A 15,608-nucleotide genomic window follows, 5' to 3' on the forward strand; every position below is an offset into this window, starting at 1 on the left:
GCCCGGCACTGGCGCTCCTTGCCGGCCATCGCGTCCGATGCCGCGCTGCCCCGGATCGGCGAAACGATCACCGCGCCGGATGCCCTCCGACGCGCCCTCGATCACATTCTCCTGCTGCCGGATGGCGAAGACGGCGAAGCCTTGCAGGCGACGCTGCGCCCGGGCCAGATTCTCGTTTCGATCGAGGGCGGGGTCTGGCGTTGGGACGGGTTCGTGGTCCGCCCTGGTGCGCCGACCGAGGCGGCAGTCCGCCTCGCCCAGCGCAACCGGCTGGATCAGCTTGACGTCGAGTTCGCCCGTGCGCGGCAGAGCGCCGAGGCCACCCGCGCCGCGCTGCAGGAAGCCGAAGCCGCCGAGCGCGACGCACGGCATGCCGAGGATGAGGCGCGCACAGCCCGCCGCGCCGCCGAATCGGCCATCGACCGGACCCGCAAGGATCTGCGAACGACGGCGGAGACGGCGAGCCGGCTGGCGGCCGAAGCCGAACGGCTAGCCGCCCGCGAGGCCGCGGCGGCCGAAACACGCGCCCGAATCGAGGCCGAGGCCGGAGAAGCACGCGCCGCGCTCGCCGCCATCGAAGCCGAATTCGCGACACTGGACGACGCCCAGGCCTTTCGCGACGCGCTCGATCGCGCGCGCTCCGCCCTGTCCGAGAGTCGCCGGCGCGACAGCGAGGCAACCCAGGCCCTTCAACGCCTGCAGACGGAAGCCGACGCCCGCGCCCGCCGTCTGGACACGATCATCCGCGAACAGTCGGACTGGGCCGAACGTGCGCGCGACGCCAATGACCGCCGCACCGACCTCGGCGCCCGCTTGCACGAGGCCGAAGCCAGCCTGGAAACCCTCGGCGCCGATGGCGGCGCGCGGGAACGGCGGGCCGAGGCGGGCGCCGAGCTGGAAGCGGCAGAGTCCGACCACCACGCCGCCGCGCGGGATCTGGCCAGCGCCGAAGAGGCCGCACGGCGGAATTCCGCCGCCGCGCGCGCCGCGGAGCAGGATCTCGCCCGCGCCCGCGAAGCCCGCATCGGCGCTGAATCCGCCGTGCGCGAAGCCGACCACGCCTGGGGCACCGTCGCCGAAAAGATGCTGGAGCGCCTGGGGGTCGATCCCGCTTTGCCCGCAGTCGCCGATCCGTCGCCCGACGCCGCCGAAAAGGCGCGGAAGCGGTTCGAGCGCCTCACCCGCGAACGCGACGAGATGGGTCCCGTCAACCTGCGCGCCGATATCGAGGTCGGCGAGATCGAGACCCGCCTTGCCGCGATCGACCGCGACCGCGAGGAGATCACCAGCGCAATCGCAAAGCTGCGCGGCTCCATCGGCCATCTGAACCGGGAGGGCCGCGAGCGCCTTTCGGCCGTCTTCACCGAGATCGACCGCCATTTCCAGGCGCTGTTCACCCGGATGTTCGGCGGCGGGCGCGCCCATCTTGCCCTCACCGGCTCCGACGACCCGCTCGAAGCCGGGCTTGAGATCTTCGCCGAACCGCCGGGCAAGAAACTCGCAACACTGTCCCTTCTCTCCGGCGGCGAGCAGGCCCTCACCGCGCTGTCACTGATTTTCGCGGTCTTCCGCTGCAACCCCGCGCCGCTCTCCGTCCTCGACGAGGTCGACGCCCCGCTCGACGATGCGAACGTCGAACGCTTCTGCCGCCTGCTGGAGGACATCTCCCAGGATACCGGCACCCGGTTCATCGTCGTCACCCATCACCATCACACGATGGCGCGAATGGACCGGCTCTACGGCGTCACGATGCAGGAGCGGGGCATTTCCCGTGTCCTGTCCGTGGATCTCGGTACCGCGGCGGCGATGGTCGAACCCGCCGGGGCGATCGCCGCGGAATAGATTTCACGCTCGCGATATGTTGACTTGGAACGGCAGCGTCGGTAGCAACCGCTGCCGCCTGTCGGCGGGCGTAAGGGTGTGAAAATGGGTGACGAACCGGCTCAGGGGCCAGATGATCGGAGCGATTTCGATCAGCGCCTTGCCGCTGCGCGCAGCCGCGCCGGGCTCGACAAGCCCGCCGGAAAGAGCGCGGAGCAGGACAAGGGGCCCAATCCGTTCAGCGTCGCAACGCGGCTGGGCGCCGAAATGGTGGCGTCTCTGGTCGTGGCTGTCGCGATCGGCTATGGACTGGATCGTCTTTTTCATTCAGCACCCTGGTTCATGATCGGCTTCGTGCCCATCGGCGCGGCTGCGGGGCTTCGAAACGTGTTCCGGGCCATGGGACCGGGCGACAAGGACTGACCGGAGGATACGGATGGCGCAAGAATCGGGGATCAACGCTCTCGGGCAGTTCCAGCTGACCACCGGATTCGGTGCGTTCGGCAAGGCGATCGAATTCACGAATTCGAACGAGATGATGCTGCTCGCCGCCGTGATCGTCACCTCGCTTTTCGTTGTCGCGCTGCGCCAGCGCGCTCTGGTTCCCGGCCGCATGCAGGGCCTCGCCGAGATCAGCTATGAATTCGTCCACAACATGGTGCTCGACACGATCGGCGAGGAAGGCAAGCGCTTCTTCCCCTTCGTCTTCACCCTGTTCGCCTTCATCCTGATCGGCAACATCCTTGGCCTTTTCCCGTATTTCTTCGCCTTCACCAGCCACATCGCGATCACCGGCGCCCTGGCGCTTTTCGTCTTCGCCCTCTCGACGCTGGTAGGTTTCTGGTATCACGGCATCGGCTTCCTGAAGTTCTTTTCCCCCCCGGGCGTGCCGGGCTGGCTGCTTCCGCTGCTGATTCCGATCGAGATCGTTTCCTTCCTCTCGCGCCCGATCTCGCTTTCGGTTCGACTGTTCGCGAACATCACGGCCGGCCATGTGATGTGGGAGGTGTTCGCGGGCTTCATGCTGATGCTGGTCTCCGGTCTCGGCGCAGTCGGCGTGGTGGCGGCGATCATACCGCTCGGCCTGAACATCGCGCTCACGGCGCTCGAATTCCTGGTCGCGTTCCTGCAGGCCTACGTGTTCGCGATCCTGACCTGCCTTTACCTGCACGATGCGATCCACATGCACTGATCGCCTCGCGCTCTCTTCAACCCGCCGGCCCGACCGGCCTCGCTACCGCTTGAACTGAAAGGAATCCAAGTTATGGCCATTGACACCCTCCTCCTCGCTCGCGACGTCGGTGCGGGTCTTGCGACCATCGGCGTTGCCGGCGCGGGCGTCGGTATCGGCAACCTGTTCGGCGCCTTCGTCGGTGCGGTCGGCCGTAACCCGGCGGCGCGCGACAAGATGTTCCGCGACGTTCTGCTCGGCTTCGCGCTGACCGAGGCGGTTGCGCTCTACGCGCTGGTCATCGCGCTCATCATCCTGTTCGCCTGATCCAACGGCGGGGAAACTTCACGCGATGCGTCGAACCACCATACTGCTCGCCGCCACCGCCCTGGGCCTGACGCCGGCAATCGCCATGGCCGAAGGCAAGATGCCGCAGATGGATTTCTCCAATCCGCTGACCGGTGCGCAGGTCGTGTGGATGGCGGTCATCATGGTCGTGCTCTATTTCGTGCTGGCGCGATGGGCCCTGCCCCGCATCGGCGGCGTGATCGAGAACCGCCACAACCGCATCGCCACCGACCTCGAAACCGCACGCCGCGCAAAGGCGGAAGCCGAACACGCGGTCCGGGAACTCAATCTTGCCATCCAGAACGCGCGGGAGTCGAGCCAGGGCGCAATTGCCGAGGCGGTCAACGCCGCCAAGGAACGTGCCCGCGCGCAAACGGCAGCGCTCAACGACCGTCTCAGCGCTCAGATCGCTTCTGCCGAGGCCGAGATCGACTCCGCGCGCCGGACAGCCGTGGGCGCGCTGGCTCCGATCGCCCGCGATGTGGCGTCGAGCTTGTTGCACCGCCTGATCGGCGAGGCCGTCGAGCCGGGCCGCATCGAGCAGGCGGTATCGGCACTTTCAACCCAAGGGTGAGAGATCATGGAATACGAAGCCCTCACCGGTACGCTTTGGGACAAGGGGACTTTCTGGGTCACCGTCGCGGTCCTGATCTTTCTGGCCTTCTTTGGAAGAAAGATCGTCGGCGCCATCACCACCATGCTCGACCAGCGCAGCGCCGCCATCCAGCACGAACTTGACGAGGCGTCGCGCTTGCGCGCCGAGGCTGAGGCCATGCTCAAGGATGCCGAATCCCGGCGCGAGGCCGCGCTGGCACAGGCCAAGGACATGCTGGCCATGGCTGGCCGTGAGGCCGAACGGCTTGCCGCCGACCTGCTCGCCGAAGCCGAGGCATCCGCCCGCCGGCGCGAGCAGATGGCCCGTGAGCGCATTTCGGCGGCCGAGGCCGCTGCGATCGCCGAAGTGCGGGATGCCGCGGCCGCGCTCGCCGCACGCGCCGCCGAGCAGATCCTGAAAGAGACAATCGACGAGGCCCATGATCGGGGCCTGATTGATCAGGCCATCGGCGGATTGCCCGCTGCGCTCAGACAAAAGGCTGCCTGATACCGGCTGGCGCTGCCACCACGGGGCAGCGTCTGCCTCCGGGCATGGCGCAAACCGCTGCCGGTTGATATACCCGGTCGCGTGCGGCCTCACCGTTTCCCATCAGCCGCCGAGATACGAGGTTCACCCATGGCGCGTCGCCGGCAACTTTATGAAGGCAAGGCAAAAATCCTGTTCGAAGGGCCGGAACCCGGCACCCTCGTGCAGTATTTCAAGGACGACGCCACCGCGTTCAACGCCCAGAAGAAGGGCGTGATCACGGGGAAGGGCGTGTTGAACAACCGCATCAGCGAGTTCCTGATGCAGCGCCTCGGCGAAATCGGCATCCCGACCCATTTCGTCCGCCGCCTCAACATGCGCGAACAACTCGTGCGCGAGGTCGAGATCATTCCGATCGAGGTCGTCATTCGCAACGTTGCCGCGGGCAGCATGAGCACGCGCCTCGGCATCCCTGAGGGCACGCGGCTCCCCCGATCGATCATCGAATATTATTACAAGAACGACGCCCTGAACGATCCGATGGTGTCCGAGGACCACATCACCGCGTTCGGCTGGGCCAGCACCCAGGATATGGATGACATTGTCCATCTGAGCCTGCGCATCAACGACTTTCTCACTGGCCTGTTCCTCGGCGTCGGCATCGTGCTGGTGGACTTCAAGATCGAGTTCGGACGGCTGTGGGAGAACGACGATATGCGCATCGTCCTCGCCGACGAAATCAGCCCGGACAATTGCCGTCTCTGGGATGCCAAGACCAACGAGAAGATGGACAAGGACCGCTTCCGCCGCGATCTCGGCCGGGTTGAGGAAGCATATCAGGAAGTCGCCAAGCGTCTCGGAATCCTGCCCGAGGCCGGGACACGCGATATGAAGGGCCCGGAGACGATGCAATGAAGGTTCTGGTCGCCGTGAAGCTGAAGGCCGGCGTGCTCGATCCGCAGGGCAAGGCCATCGGCCACGCGCTCGAAGGGCTTGGATACAATGACGTGAACGACGTAAGGGTCGGCAAGCTGATCGAACTCGATCTCGCCGAGACCGACCGTGAAAAGGCCCGCGACGCAGCCGACTCCATGGCTCGCCGCCTGCTTGCCAATACCGTGATCGAGAGTTTCGAAATCACCATTCCCTGACCGGCGGGCGTTGCACCGCTGCCGGTCTGCGCCCATCTGCCTTCCGGATGTCTGGTGTGATGAAATGCGGCAGGGGCCGAGGTCGCCGTGCGTAGGGCATTATCGCTCGTTGCCCGGCAGACGCGGTTGCTCAGCAACCGCTGGTACCGCCGTTTGCGGATGGACCTCTGGTTCCCTCACGTGCCTCTGGCGCTCGCCGTCGGTGTCGCCGGGGCCCTCGCGATTTTGCCCACGATCCAGAAGTTCGCGGCACAATATCTCCACCTCGATCTGGCGAACCTGGTCAGTGCCATCCACCCGATTTCGGGAAACATTCCCGGCCTGATTCTCAACGGTGTGCCGAACGTGGTCGTCGGCGCCCTACAGATCTTGATCGCCTTGGGATTGCTCGGGCGGTCGAGAATCGCCTGGCTATCGGCCATCGGCATCGCGCTGGCCCAACTTCTGCTGACCGTGCATCTGGGAGCTGCAACGCGGCTCGATGGCGAGACGATCTATATCCTCGTCCTCCTGGCGTCGCTCCTGCTGGCGCGCAATCACTTCTCGCGCTCGTCACTCGCCGCCGGAACGCTATTCGCCGTGGCGTCCGTGCTCGTACTGATGGTCTATGGCGTATTGGGCTCCTTGCTTCTTGGAGCGGGATTCAGCCCGCCGATCACGAATCTGCCCGCGGCAGTTTATTTCGTTATCGTTACAATGTCGACCGTCGGCTACGGCGATATTCTGCCCAAAAGCGAGGATGCAAGGCTCTTCGTCGTCTCGCTGATCGTCCTTGGGCTGACGGTATTTGCGACGGCGCTCACTGCGGTGATCGGCCCAGTTCTCCAGAATCGCATCAACCGGACGATCGGTCCACGGAGACAGAAGATGAAACGCGTGAACCACTTCATCATTTCGGGGCATGGCGTCCTTGCCAGGAACACGGCGCGCGAACTCCACCATCGCGGCGAGGCGGTGGTCTTCATCACCGAAACCGAGGATGCTGGCTTCAGCGATGCCGAGACGGTCATCGGCGACCCGACGGATCTCGATACGCTGCGCAAGGCCGGAGGCGAGCATGCGCGGGCGATTCTCGCTCTTTCGGATGATGACTCTGAAAACGCATTCGTGATTCTCGCTGTCCGCGAACTGGGCACCGATGCCAAAAAGGTTGCTGCGGTCAGCACGCGCAAGAACCTGGAACGGGTGCGTCGGGTTCATCCCGACATGATCCTCGCCGCCCCGGTCTTTGGCGGCGAGGTTCTGGCCATGGCTCTCACCGAACAGAAGATCGACGGGGACTGGCTGCTGAGCCGGTTCCTCGACGTCCGCCCTCACGACGCGGACGGCACCTCCTGATGCGCCGGGCCGGACATCCGCCCCGCGCGGCCTGAAGCCGTTCCAGCATTACGGTTGCATTTTGGATTTTTGATAAGTCCGTTCGGGCGCGGCTTGGTGGGTCGGTCGCAAGCACGACCAAGCGATGACGTCGGCGGGTTCGACCCGTCTCTGAGCGCGCTTGTTGGCGATGCGGCGGACTCCCTGAACAGACCAGCGGATCCGCTTCTGCGGGTCGTCATACTCGGCTTTTTGGGGGGCGTCGTATCGTCGGCGCGATATCGGACCACGGCCATCACGGCGAAGCGGGCATCACGAGCGAGACGTGGCGATGCCACTCGTGCCAGGACCGGGTCTCGTTGTGGTCAAGGCAGAATTCGTTCTTCGCGGTCTAGAAGTTGTTTTGATCGCCCAGGGATGGCCTTCGAGACAACCGGGCACCTGTATACTCGCGCCGACCGAGCACCAGATCGGCAAGAATGCAAGATCGCCGTCGCTGATGTTGCGACGCATCAGGAGGCCTCGGGCCCAAAGATCCGTCTTTGTCTCATCATGATCTTCAGCATCGGGATTTGCGTGTCCGCACCAGGCCCGATCGTGAAGCCGGGCGCCATTCGTGCCCTCGATGTCGCCCACGCAGCAGACGGCATCGGCGGCTACCCGTGAATGGAACATCTGTTGCCAGCGAACGCTGGATCATGTCGATCGCCAAGGCGGGCTTCGTGAGGAAAGCGACAGTGTCAGGAACGCAGGTTGCGGCAAGCCCTGCAGGATCGCCGCTCCAACGCTTCAGCAGATAGAGAGCCCGATCGATAAAGGCATGGCATGAGCCGACACATAGGCGGCGAGCATGCCGACCCGGCCGTTGGCAATCTTGCCCGCCGAGCCGGCATATTGTCGCGCGACACCACGTGATGCCTTGCCCATCTTCAGGAAGCCGATCACATCGACAACCGGCACGCCTTCAGGTGTCGCAAAGTTCTCCAGACACAGTCGCGCACGATGTCGGGAAACGCCTCCGCATCCCATCTTCCGCGGCCCAAATTGGCCTGCCGGCGCCAGAGACCGGGATCTCCCGCAGCCTCCTGGCCATGCCTGTCGAATCAGAGTTCCCCCTCAACATGCAACCGGAATATCAGGGTCAAGTCAGGCTGGGCGCTTCCACCAGCCGCGCTTGCGCGCGGCGGTCGGCGTTTCGCTGGCACCAATCAGAACGGGTTGCACCGCCGCCCCTGGTGCTGCCTGCCCTTCATTGGCAACAGGCGCTTCGGCGCCAGCGACATTCCCGGCAGACGCCGAGCCATCCTGCGGCGCGGCGCTCACCTCGGCGACTGCTTCGGTGGTTGCAGGCGCGTCAGCCACCGCAGTCTCCGCTTCCATGGGCCTTGCCTTCGGCCGACGGGTCCGGCGGGGCTTGGGCGCGAGGGCTTCCGCCTGTTCGGCAGCCTCAAAAATATCCGCGATATCGGTGAAGACCGGTTGCTGAACCTCAGGCTCGGCGGCCTGCGACGCAGCGGCGCGCCGCCGCCGGGTCGTCGGGCTACGCGGGCGGGCGGGCGCTCGACGCTTCGGCTTTGTCTCTGCCTCCGCTTCCGGCGCCGGCACTTCGCCGGCAAGGGACGGAGCGGCCTCCGTGGCGGCCGGTGCCGTCTCCACGACCTCGGGTTCCTTTGCGGGCTCAGGAATGGCCGGCGCAGTGTCGGCGACGGCCGGCTCCATCGTGACTTCCGGTGCCGGCGCTTCAGCCGAATCGGCACGGGCGGCGGTCGGCAACACGTCGTTCATGCGCGATTCGAACTCGGCCGGTATTCCGGCGATCTCCGGCTGCTCGCCAGTGGGCGCGGACACCAGGTCCTCCCGACGGCCGCCACGGCGGCGGCGGCGGCGGCGGCGGCGGCGTTCGACCTCATCGGCCGCCTTTCCTGCATTGCCGGCGGCGTCCTCCGTCGCGACCTCGTCACCTTGCTGCTCTGCCTCGACCTCCTCCGTCTCGGCCGGCGCACGGAATGTCGGCGCTGGCGTTTCCTGCGGCCGCGCCGCATGCGCCTTCACCTTCTCGATCTTGAAGGTGGCCGGAACGGTGCCATCCGCGACGAAGACGACCTTCATGCCGAACCGCGCCTCGGTGGCGGCAATCTGCGCACGCTTGTGATTGAAGATATAGAGCGCGACATCCGGAGTCAGGTGCACCAGCAACTCGGCGGCCTGGCGCGCCGCCTCGTCCTCGATCGCGCGCAACACCGCGAGCGCGGTGCTCGCCGTGCTCCGCACATGCCCCACGCCCTGGCAATGCGGGCAGGCGATCAGCATGGTCTCGGCCAGCGACGGCCGCAGCCTCTGGCGGCTCATTTCCAGCAGGCCGAAATGGCTGATACTGCCCACCTGAATGCGCGCGCGGTCGTTTTTCAGCGCATCCTTCAGCCGCCGCTCGACCATCGCGTTGTGCTTGCGGGTCTCCATGTCGATGAAATCGACCACGATCAGCCCCGCGAGGTCGCGCAGGCGCAACTGCCGCGCCACTTCCTCCGCCGCCTCCAGATTGGTCCGCAGCGCGGTATCCTCGATATTCCGCTCCCGCGTTGCCCGGCCCGAGTTCACGTCGATCGCAACCAGCGCCTCGGTCTGGTTGATCACCAGATACCCGCCGGACTTCAGTTGCACCGTCGGCTGGAACATCTGGTCGAGCATCTGCTCGACATTGTGCTTGGCGAACAGCGGCTGCCGCTCGGTCCATTGCTGGACCTTCTTCACATGCGTCGGCATCAGCATCCGCATGAAGTCGCGCGCCGAGCGGAATCCGTCCTCGCCCTCGATCAGCACCTGGTCCACGTCGCGGGTATAGACGTCGCGGATGGTCCGCTTGATCAGCGAGGCCTCCTCATACACCAACGCCGGCGCGATCGAGGCCAGGGTACGCTCGCGGATATCGTCCCACAACCGCAGCAGATATTCGCAGTCGCGCTTGATTTCCGGCTTCGGCCGGTTCGCGCCGGCGGTGCGGACGATCATGCCCATGCCCTGCGGAATCTCGAGCTCGGCGATCGCCTCCTTCAGCCGACGACGATCAGCCAGCGAGGTGATCTTGCGCGACACGCCCCCGCCATTCGGCGAATTCGGCATCAGCACCGAAAAGCGGCCGGCAAGCGAAATATAGGTGGTCAGCGCCGCGCCTTTCGAGCCGCGCTCCTCCTTCACCACCTGCACCAGCATGATCTGCCGGCGATGGATCACTTCCTGAATCTTGTACGAGCGCAGGGCGCGCAGCCGGCGGCGCTCCTGCGCCTCCTCCGCGCCGTCGACGCCGTCATCCCCACCGACCTGCTCGGGCGGGGTCGCCGTCGCCTCTGCGCCCTCACCCGCCCGGTCCTCGCCCGCGCCGGCGCCACTGGCTTCCGGTCCGGAGTCCGCCTCGGCCTCACCGGCCTCAGCCGGCGCGGCGGCGGCCTCGGCGTCAACCTGGCCCTCGGCATCCGGCGGCGCGTCGCCGATCGCGATTTCCGTCACCCGCGGCGGCCGCGGCGCCGCGAGCGCCGCCTCCTGCTCGTCCTCGGCATCCTCGGCCTCGACGCGGCGCCTCGCCTCCTCCGCCTCGAGTTCCAGCAGCTTCTGCCGGTCGGCGACAGGGATCTGATAATAGTCGGGATGAATCTCGGCGAAGGCGAGAAACCCGTGCCGGTTGCCGCCGTATTCGACGAAGGCGGCCTGTAGGCTGGGCTCTACCCGGATAACTTTCGCGAGGTAGATGTTGCCCTTGATCTGCTTCCTGTCGGCAGCCTCGATATCGAAATCATCGAGGCGGTTGTTGTCCAACACCACAACGCGGGTTTCTTCCGCGTGGCTGGCGTCGATGAGCATGGTCTTGGTCATGGGGGGAATAACTCCTGCGCGCCAGCGGCGGGACCGTCGGGTCCCCTGCCTGCGGGCGCGGATGTTGGCGTGTGGTCGTTCTGATCATCGTCAAAGGCCGGTGCGCTGGTCGCGGGACACGCCGGATGGAAAGGCGCTGCTGTGAAGATATGCGACGGAAAGCGCGGTCATCGGTCCTTGTCTCGTAGGCCGGCTGCGGCATCTCCGCACCCCGGCCGAGGCGTTTCGGCACCTCGCGGCCCGTCAAACCAGACCCTTCGGCGCCCATCTATCAGTGGATAGGGGCCACACGGATTTTTGCTCCGCGGATCAACCCATTGATTCTTTCTCCATGACGCAAACCCGCCCCGATGGCAAGTGTCGCCTCACGAGGCGGCGGGAACGGTCGCCACCGCCCCGCATTGGTCGCTGCCATTGATGATCAAGCCTTGGGCCGCCATCGCCTGCGATGGCGGCCACCGCATCGTTCGATCTTCCGGCAGACGCGGAACTGGGATAAGATTACCTGATAGACGGTTAACAATCTGCCACGAATGCATTTCAGACGAGATTATTAAAATGAAAAATTTGATTTTCGTTACCGGCCTCGCCGCCGATTTCGGAGGAAAGCCATTCAATTTCGCGCATTACATGGCAATTCACTCCGCCATGGCGGTCAATCCCGGTTTCAATACATTGGTATATTACCAATACGAGCCGACGGGACCTTATTGGGATCTGATCAAACCCTTCGTGACAACCGTGGAGACGACCGCTCCCAGCGAGATATTCGGCAATCCCGTGACCCACTTCGCCCACAAGGCGGACGTCATCAGGTTGCAGGCGCTGATCGAGCATGGCGGCGTCTATCTCGATATGGACACGATCTGCCAACGCTCGTTCGAACCCATTCTCTGCGGCAAGACGGTCCTCGGCATTGAATCGGCTCAGCCTGGTATCGCCCAGTGGGACAGTAACGCGGCAATCGGTCTCTGCAATGCGACAATGATAGCGCCGCCCGGCGCAGAATTCCTGAAAATCTGGCTCGATCAATACCGGAGTTTCGACGGTACTAAATGGAATGAACATTCCGTCATCCTGCCCGTGCGTCTGGCACGGCAATACCCGGATCTTGTGCGGGTCGAGCCACCGGAGTCCTTTTTCTGGCCCACATGCAACGAAGACGGGCTTAAATCCCTTTTCGTGGATGACGGTGCCTTTCCGCACGCCTACTCGATCCATTTGTGGGAGTCCTTGTCATGGCGATATCTGTCGCAACTTGATTATGATCAGGTCGCGAGGATCGATACCGCCTATAACCGTATCGCCCGCCGCTTCATTCACGACGACACCGAACACCTCCAGGCCATCGCGGCCGCCGAACGGACGGCCCGCCTGCGGCAGTCTCGGGCGACATTCGAGTCCATCTACGCCAACAACGTCTGGGGCGGCGGAAGCGGCAGCGGTTCGAAGCCGGAAACGACGGAGGACTATAGACGCTTCCTGCAGTCATTCCTCCGCGACAACGCCATCCGCTCCGTCATTGATTTCGGCTGCGGCGACTGGGGTTTTACCCATCTGATCGACTGGTCTGGAATTGAATATCATGGCTATGATCTGGTCACTTCGGTAATCGATGCCAATAACCAGCGCTACAGCACACCCGATATTCATTTCAATTTATTCGAGGACGTCTCGAAACTGCCGCAAGTCGATCTGGTGATCTGCAAGGATGTGTTCCAGCATCTGTCGAATGACAAGGTCGCCTACTTCCTTGATCATCTCCGCAGCAAGGCAAGACTGCTGCTGGTGACCAATGACCTTGAGCCGGCGCGGGACCTCAATCAGGACATTGACGATGGCGGATGGCGCGCCCTGCGGCCCGATCAGGCGCCGTTCAACGTGCCATCCGTCATCGTCCTCTCCTGGGAGATTGGCGCGGGACAAGGGGCGCATCGCAAAGCCACATTCCTGATTTCGGGCAGCACGACCTGACGTACGCGGGACTGGGCCATCCCCCGGTTTCCCGGCCTGCCCAGGGAAATGTCCGCCTTCCGCGCGGCAGCACTCGCCATCCAAACGCGGAAGACGGGTCGATGATCAGGCTGTCGCGCCGGACTTAACCGAACTGGGCGAGCACCTCGCCATAAACCTCCACCTGATCGAGGTGCAGGTAATTTCGCTCCATCAGGCGCACCCGCACGAAACGGCCGGGGATGGGAATGGAGGGCGCGAAGACCAGCGGGTGGCCATCGACGCCGCCAAACGGTTCGTCGCTTTCACGGCGGAACACCTCGATGAAATGCTCGGGATCGAAACCGATATCGATGGCGAGCCGGTTCGCCCGCGCGGCGATGCCGGGCAGCTCCATCCGATTGAACAGCCTGACCTCGCGGATGCCGTGAACCGCGCCGAGATCGACCCGCCACCAGGGTGTATCTTCGAGATCGGTGTGAAATTTGCCCCGGCCGTCGATCACGCCATTCAGCGCCCGGATCGCATCGGCTTCGGGCGAGCCCCCCTCCGACCATGTTGATATCGAACTCTGCGTTGCCACCCTGCCCCGACTGACCGGGAGATCGGAATGATGGGTCACGGCGATCGTCGTGGCCTTGGCGCTTTCGAATTGATTCGGCCAGAATTCGGCGAGCGAGCGGTCCTCGACCTCATGAAGACCGGCGAGGAACGACGCGAACCCGTCACTGGTCGCAAGATCGCTCCAGATCGTTTGATCACCGAACGCACCACCAAGCCCTCGCCGCGCCCTCTCAAGGAATGCCGCCTCGGACCGGAACGCATAGTGATGTATGATCGCCGTTTCGAGCAGCGCGGCGCTCCGGCGCTGATCATTGGCGAAAGCGGCGGACGCTTGCGGAAAACCGTCATAATAGGTCGACATGTCCTCGCCGATCACATTCACGGCACGTACGCGACCATCGACATGGCCAATCGGGCAGTGCCAGAACGCAATTCCTTGCGATAGAGAATCCGCTTTTAAGCCAGCCAGAATTTCCGATCGGGCGACATATTTGGTCAGCGGATGAATCGCCTTTTGCCGGAATGTATAATCGCCGAGAATGCGTGCGCCGGGCTCATTCTTGTGGCCGTTCGGCCCAAAAAAGACCCAATTGAATAGAACGCAGTCCACCTGCTCGCCCATGCCATCGACAAACTCGGCAATCGTCCTGCCCGGAGGCAGGCGGAGAAATTCATCGATATCGAAAAAACCAGCCCATTCCGTCAGTTCCAGGTCGTTCTGCAGAAAATGTCTGTACATCCGCAATTGTTCGCCCTGCAAAGGATAATGCCGAAAGGTGACGAACGGTTCCGGGCCGAGCACATATGGCAAAACCTTGCCATACAACTCACGAGGATCATCATCATTACAATACAAAAAAACATGATCAAACCCAATTATTCTATAATAGTTTAGCCACTCAACTATGAACCGCGACTCCCAACGGGCACAGGCGGCAATTGAAAATCGGTATTTTGACATGATCGATCGATATTTTATGAAAATGAAAATTGGCAGGAAGTCGCAAAATACGCCGGATCAGCCCCTCATGCCTCATTGCCCCAGCAGGCTCGCCAACATCTGCGGCGGGAGGGTAACCTCCGAATAACCCATCGGCGGCTCGAAATCGCCCGCGGGCTGCGGGCCGATATGGAGCGAAAGCGCCTGCACGCTCACCCGCCCGTGCGGGTCGCTGCCGGAAGCCGCGAGGGCAAATCCGTCCGGCGTCAGGCAGGCCGTGCCCGAGGCATTTCGCCGCAGCACCAGGTAGCGGGTGCATCGATAGCCTGCGATCGTCGCGGTGCCGAGCGGGGTGAAATGCGCGCCCCGCATCGCCATCACCTGTCCCATGGCACCCGACAGGCCGGGAACGTTCACCAGCGCGTGCATCTGCGGCAGCACAAGCTGCGCCCGGCCCGAATGAAGGTCGAGCAGCGCCGTCATCGGCATCGGCGTGCCGGAAAGGCTCGTGGCCCGCACCAGCCCGGCAGCGGCATCGAAGCGGATCCGCCACGTCTGCTCCGGCTTGCCCGGCTGGCTGACCTGGTAGATCGCGCTGGCATCGCGGTCCGGCAGGAGCCGCGGCGTCGCGGCAAAGCCAGGCGCTGTGCTCATCGCCAGCAACAGCAGGCCCGCGCCCGCCCGGCGGCGTGCGCCCGCTTCGTATCCGCGGCGGAAAATGGGGAGAAAACGACTCGTCATGCCCGATGATGACCCGAATCGCCCGCCCCGACAATCGGCGCGTGCGGCGCGCGAATAAGCGGGGAACATGCCCGCGCCCGGAGCAAGGGGGAAACGGGCGACACCCGAGAGCCTGAGCGCCGGCCCGCATGCCTGTGTGCGGGTCGGCGCCATCGCCCCCGACCGGTCCGGGATCAATGCCCGTACTGGCCGCCCGCCAGCGGGAGATTGATGCTGAACGAAAGGGCGGGCGGCGCGTAATAGCCCTGCGTCCCCATCACATGGTATCCCTCGCGGTCATAGTGTGGGTGGCCCCAGCGCTGATGCTGCCAGCCGTTGTTGCCCCAGCCACCATGATACCGGCTGTGCTGGTAATTCCCCCGGTTCTGCCAGCCATGCCGCTGCCAGTTGTTCTGCCGCCGGGGCTGTTGCCACCCCTGCTGCTGACCCTGGCGGTGCCAGCCGCCCTGCGCTTGATAACCCGGATCGGCCAGCGCGGTGCCGCCGAATGCCGCGAGGCCGAGGCCAATCGCGAGTGCGGCAGCGGTGGTGCGGATCATGGATTTGTTGCTACGCATGGTCTTGTTCTCCTTCAACCATGAGCAGAAGAGTGGACCCGCGATTTGTCAGCACGATGCCCCCCAGCGGGCAGGACTGCGGCATGGAGACGAACGG

Annotated in this window: 14 protein-coding genes and 1 pseudogene; 10 read left to right on the forward strand and 5 right to left on the reverse strand. The window is 64.2% G+C overall.

What is annotated here, in order from left to right:
- Window positions 1-213: 213 nt before the first annotated feature.
- The 9 genes from APM_RS23070 to kch all read left to right on the forward strand — a co-directional run bounded on the left by APM_RS23070 (window position 214) and on the right by kch (window position 6,910).
- Window positions 214-1,842, forward strand: a complete 1,629-nt coding sequence (locus APM_RS23070; protein WP_408735149.1) for a hypothetical protein — start codon at window positions 214-216, stop codon at window positions 1,840-1,842.
- 84 nt (window positions 1,843-1,926) lie between these two features.
- Window positions 1,927-2,244 (forward strand): AtpZ/AtpI family protein, encoded by a 318-nt coding sequence (locus APM_RS05325; protein ID WP_007422331.1) that lies wholly within the window; start codon window positions 1,927-1,929, stop codon window positions 2,242-2,244.
- A gap of 13 nt (window positions 2,245-2,257) precedes the next feature.
- Window positions 2,258-3,013 (forward strand): F0F1 ATP synthase subunit A, encoded by a 756-nt coding sequence (locus APM_RS05330; protein ID WP_007422332.1) that lies wholly within the window; start codon window positions 2,258-2,260, stop codon window positions 3,011-3,013.
- A 72-nt stretch (window positions 3,014-3,085) separates the two neighbouring features.
- Complete coding sequence (locus APM_RS05335) at window positions 3,086-3,319, forward strand: ATP synthase subunit C (protein ID WP_007422333.1); 234 nt, start codon at window positions 3,086-3,088, stop codon at window positions 3,317-3,319.
- 25 nt (window positions 3,320-3,344) lie between these two features.
- Entirely contained in the window at window positions 3,345-3,914 is a 570-nt protein-coding gene (locus APM_RS05340) for an ATP synthase subunit B (RefSeq protein WP_007422334.1), read from the forward strand.
- 6 nt (window positions 3,915-3,920) lie between these two features.
- Complete coding sequence (locus tag APM_RS05345; protein ID WP_007422335.1) at window positions 3,921-4,442, forward strand: ATP synthase subunit b 1; 522 nt, start codon at window positions 3,921-3,923, stop codon at window positions 4,440-4,442.
- 129 nt (window positions 4,443-4,571) lie between these two features.
- A complete protein-coding gene (gene purC, locus APM_RS05350) occupies window positions 4,572-5,336 on the forward strand; it encodes a phosphoribosylaminoimidazolesuccinocarboxamide synthase (RefSeq protein WP_007422336.1) in 765 nt (254 codons plus the stop codon).
- Window positions 5,333-5,572, forward strand: a complete 240-nt coding sequence (gene purS / locus APM_RS05355; protein WP_007422337.1) for a phosphoribosylformylglycinamidine synthase subunit PurS — start codon at window positions 5,333-5,335, stop codon at window positions 5,570-5,572. The genes purC and purS overlap by 4 nt, the downstream gene beginning before the upstream one ends.
- 126 nt (window positions 5,573-5,698) lie before the next feature.
- Window positions 5,699-6,910: a voltage-gated potassium channel protein gene (kch, locus tag APM_RS05360; protein ID WP_231295336.1), complete on the forward strand. Its 1,212-nt coding sequence runs from the start codon at window positions 5,699-5,701 to the stop codon at window positions 6,908-6,910.
- 203 nt (window positions 6,911-7,113) lie between these two features.
- On the opposite strand, the pseudogene APM_RS22535 reads toward kch, so the two are convergent.
- Window positions 7,114-7,974: pseudogene (locus APM_RS22535) on the reverse strand (transposase); the annotation flags it as partial.
- A 61-nt stretch (window positions 7,975-8,035) separates the two neighbouring features.
- A complete protein-coding gene (locus APM_RS05370) occupies window positions 8,036-10,756 on the reverse strand; it encodes a ribonuclease E/G (protein WP_007422340.1) in 2,721 nt (906 codons plus the stop codon).
- Window positions 10,757-11,314: 558 nt separating this feature from the next.
- Here APM_RS05370 and APM_RS05375 point away from each other — a divergent pair.
- Window positions 11,315-12,730: a glycosyltransferase gene (locus APM_RS05375; protein WP_039887840.1), complete on the forward strand. Its 1,416-nt coding sequence runs from the start codon at window positions 11,315-11,317 to the stop codon at window positions 12,728-12,730.
- Window positions 12,731-12,854: 124 nt separating this feature from the next.
- On the opposite strand, the gene APM_RS05380 is transcribed toward APM_RS05375, so the two are convergent.
- The 3 genes from APM_RS05380 to APM_RS05390 form a co-directional block, all read right to left on the reverse strand.
- Window positions 12,855-14,234: a glycosyltransferase family 2 protein gene (locus tag APM_RS05380; RefSeq protein ID WP_007422342.1), complete on the reverse strand. Its 1,380-nt coding sequence runs from the start codon at window positions 14,232-14,234 to the stop codon at window positions 12,855-12,857.
- Between the two features lie 72 nt (window positions 14,235-14,306).
- Window positions 14,307-14,867 carry a hypothetical protein gene (locus APM_RS05385; RefSeq protein WP_231295335.1) on the reverse strand — a complete coding sequence of 187 codons (561 nt, stop codon included), beginning with the start codon at window positions 14,865-14,867 and terminating at the stop codon, window positions 14,307-14,309.
- 260 nt (window positions 14,868-15,127) lie between these two features.
- The gene (locus APM_RS05390) at window positions 15,128-15,511 is read right to left on the reverse strand and encodes a hypothetical protein (RefSeq protein WP_007422344.1); all 384 of its coding nucleotides are present in this window, start codon (window positions 15,509-15,511) and stop codon (window positions 15,128-15,130) included.
- Window positions 15,512-15,608: the final 97 nt, after the last annotated feature.

Source organism: Acidiphilium sp. PM, assembly GCF_000219295.1.
Classification (GTDB): domain Bacteria; phylum Pseudomonadota; class Alphaproteobacteria; order Acetobacterales; family Acetobacteraceae; genus Acidiphilium; species Acidiphilium multivorum.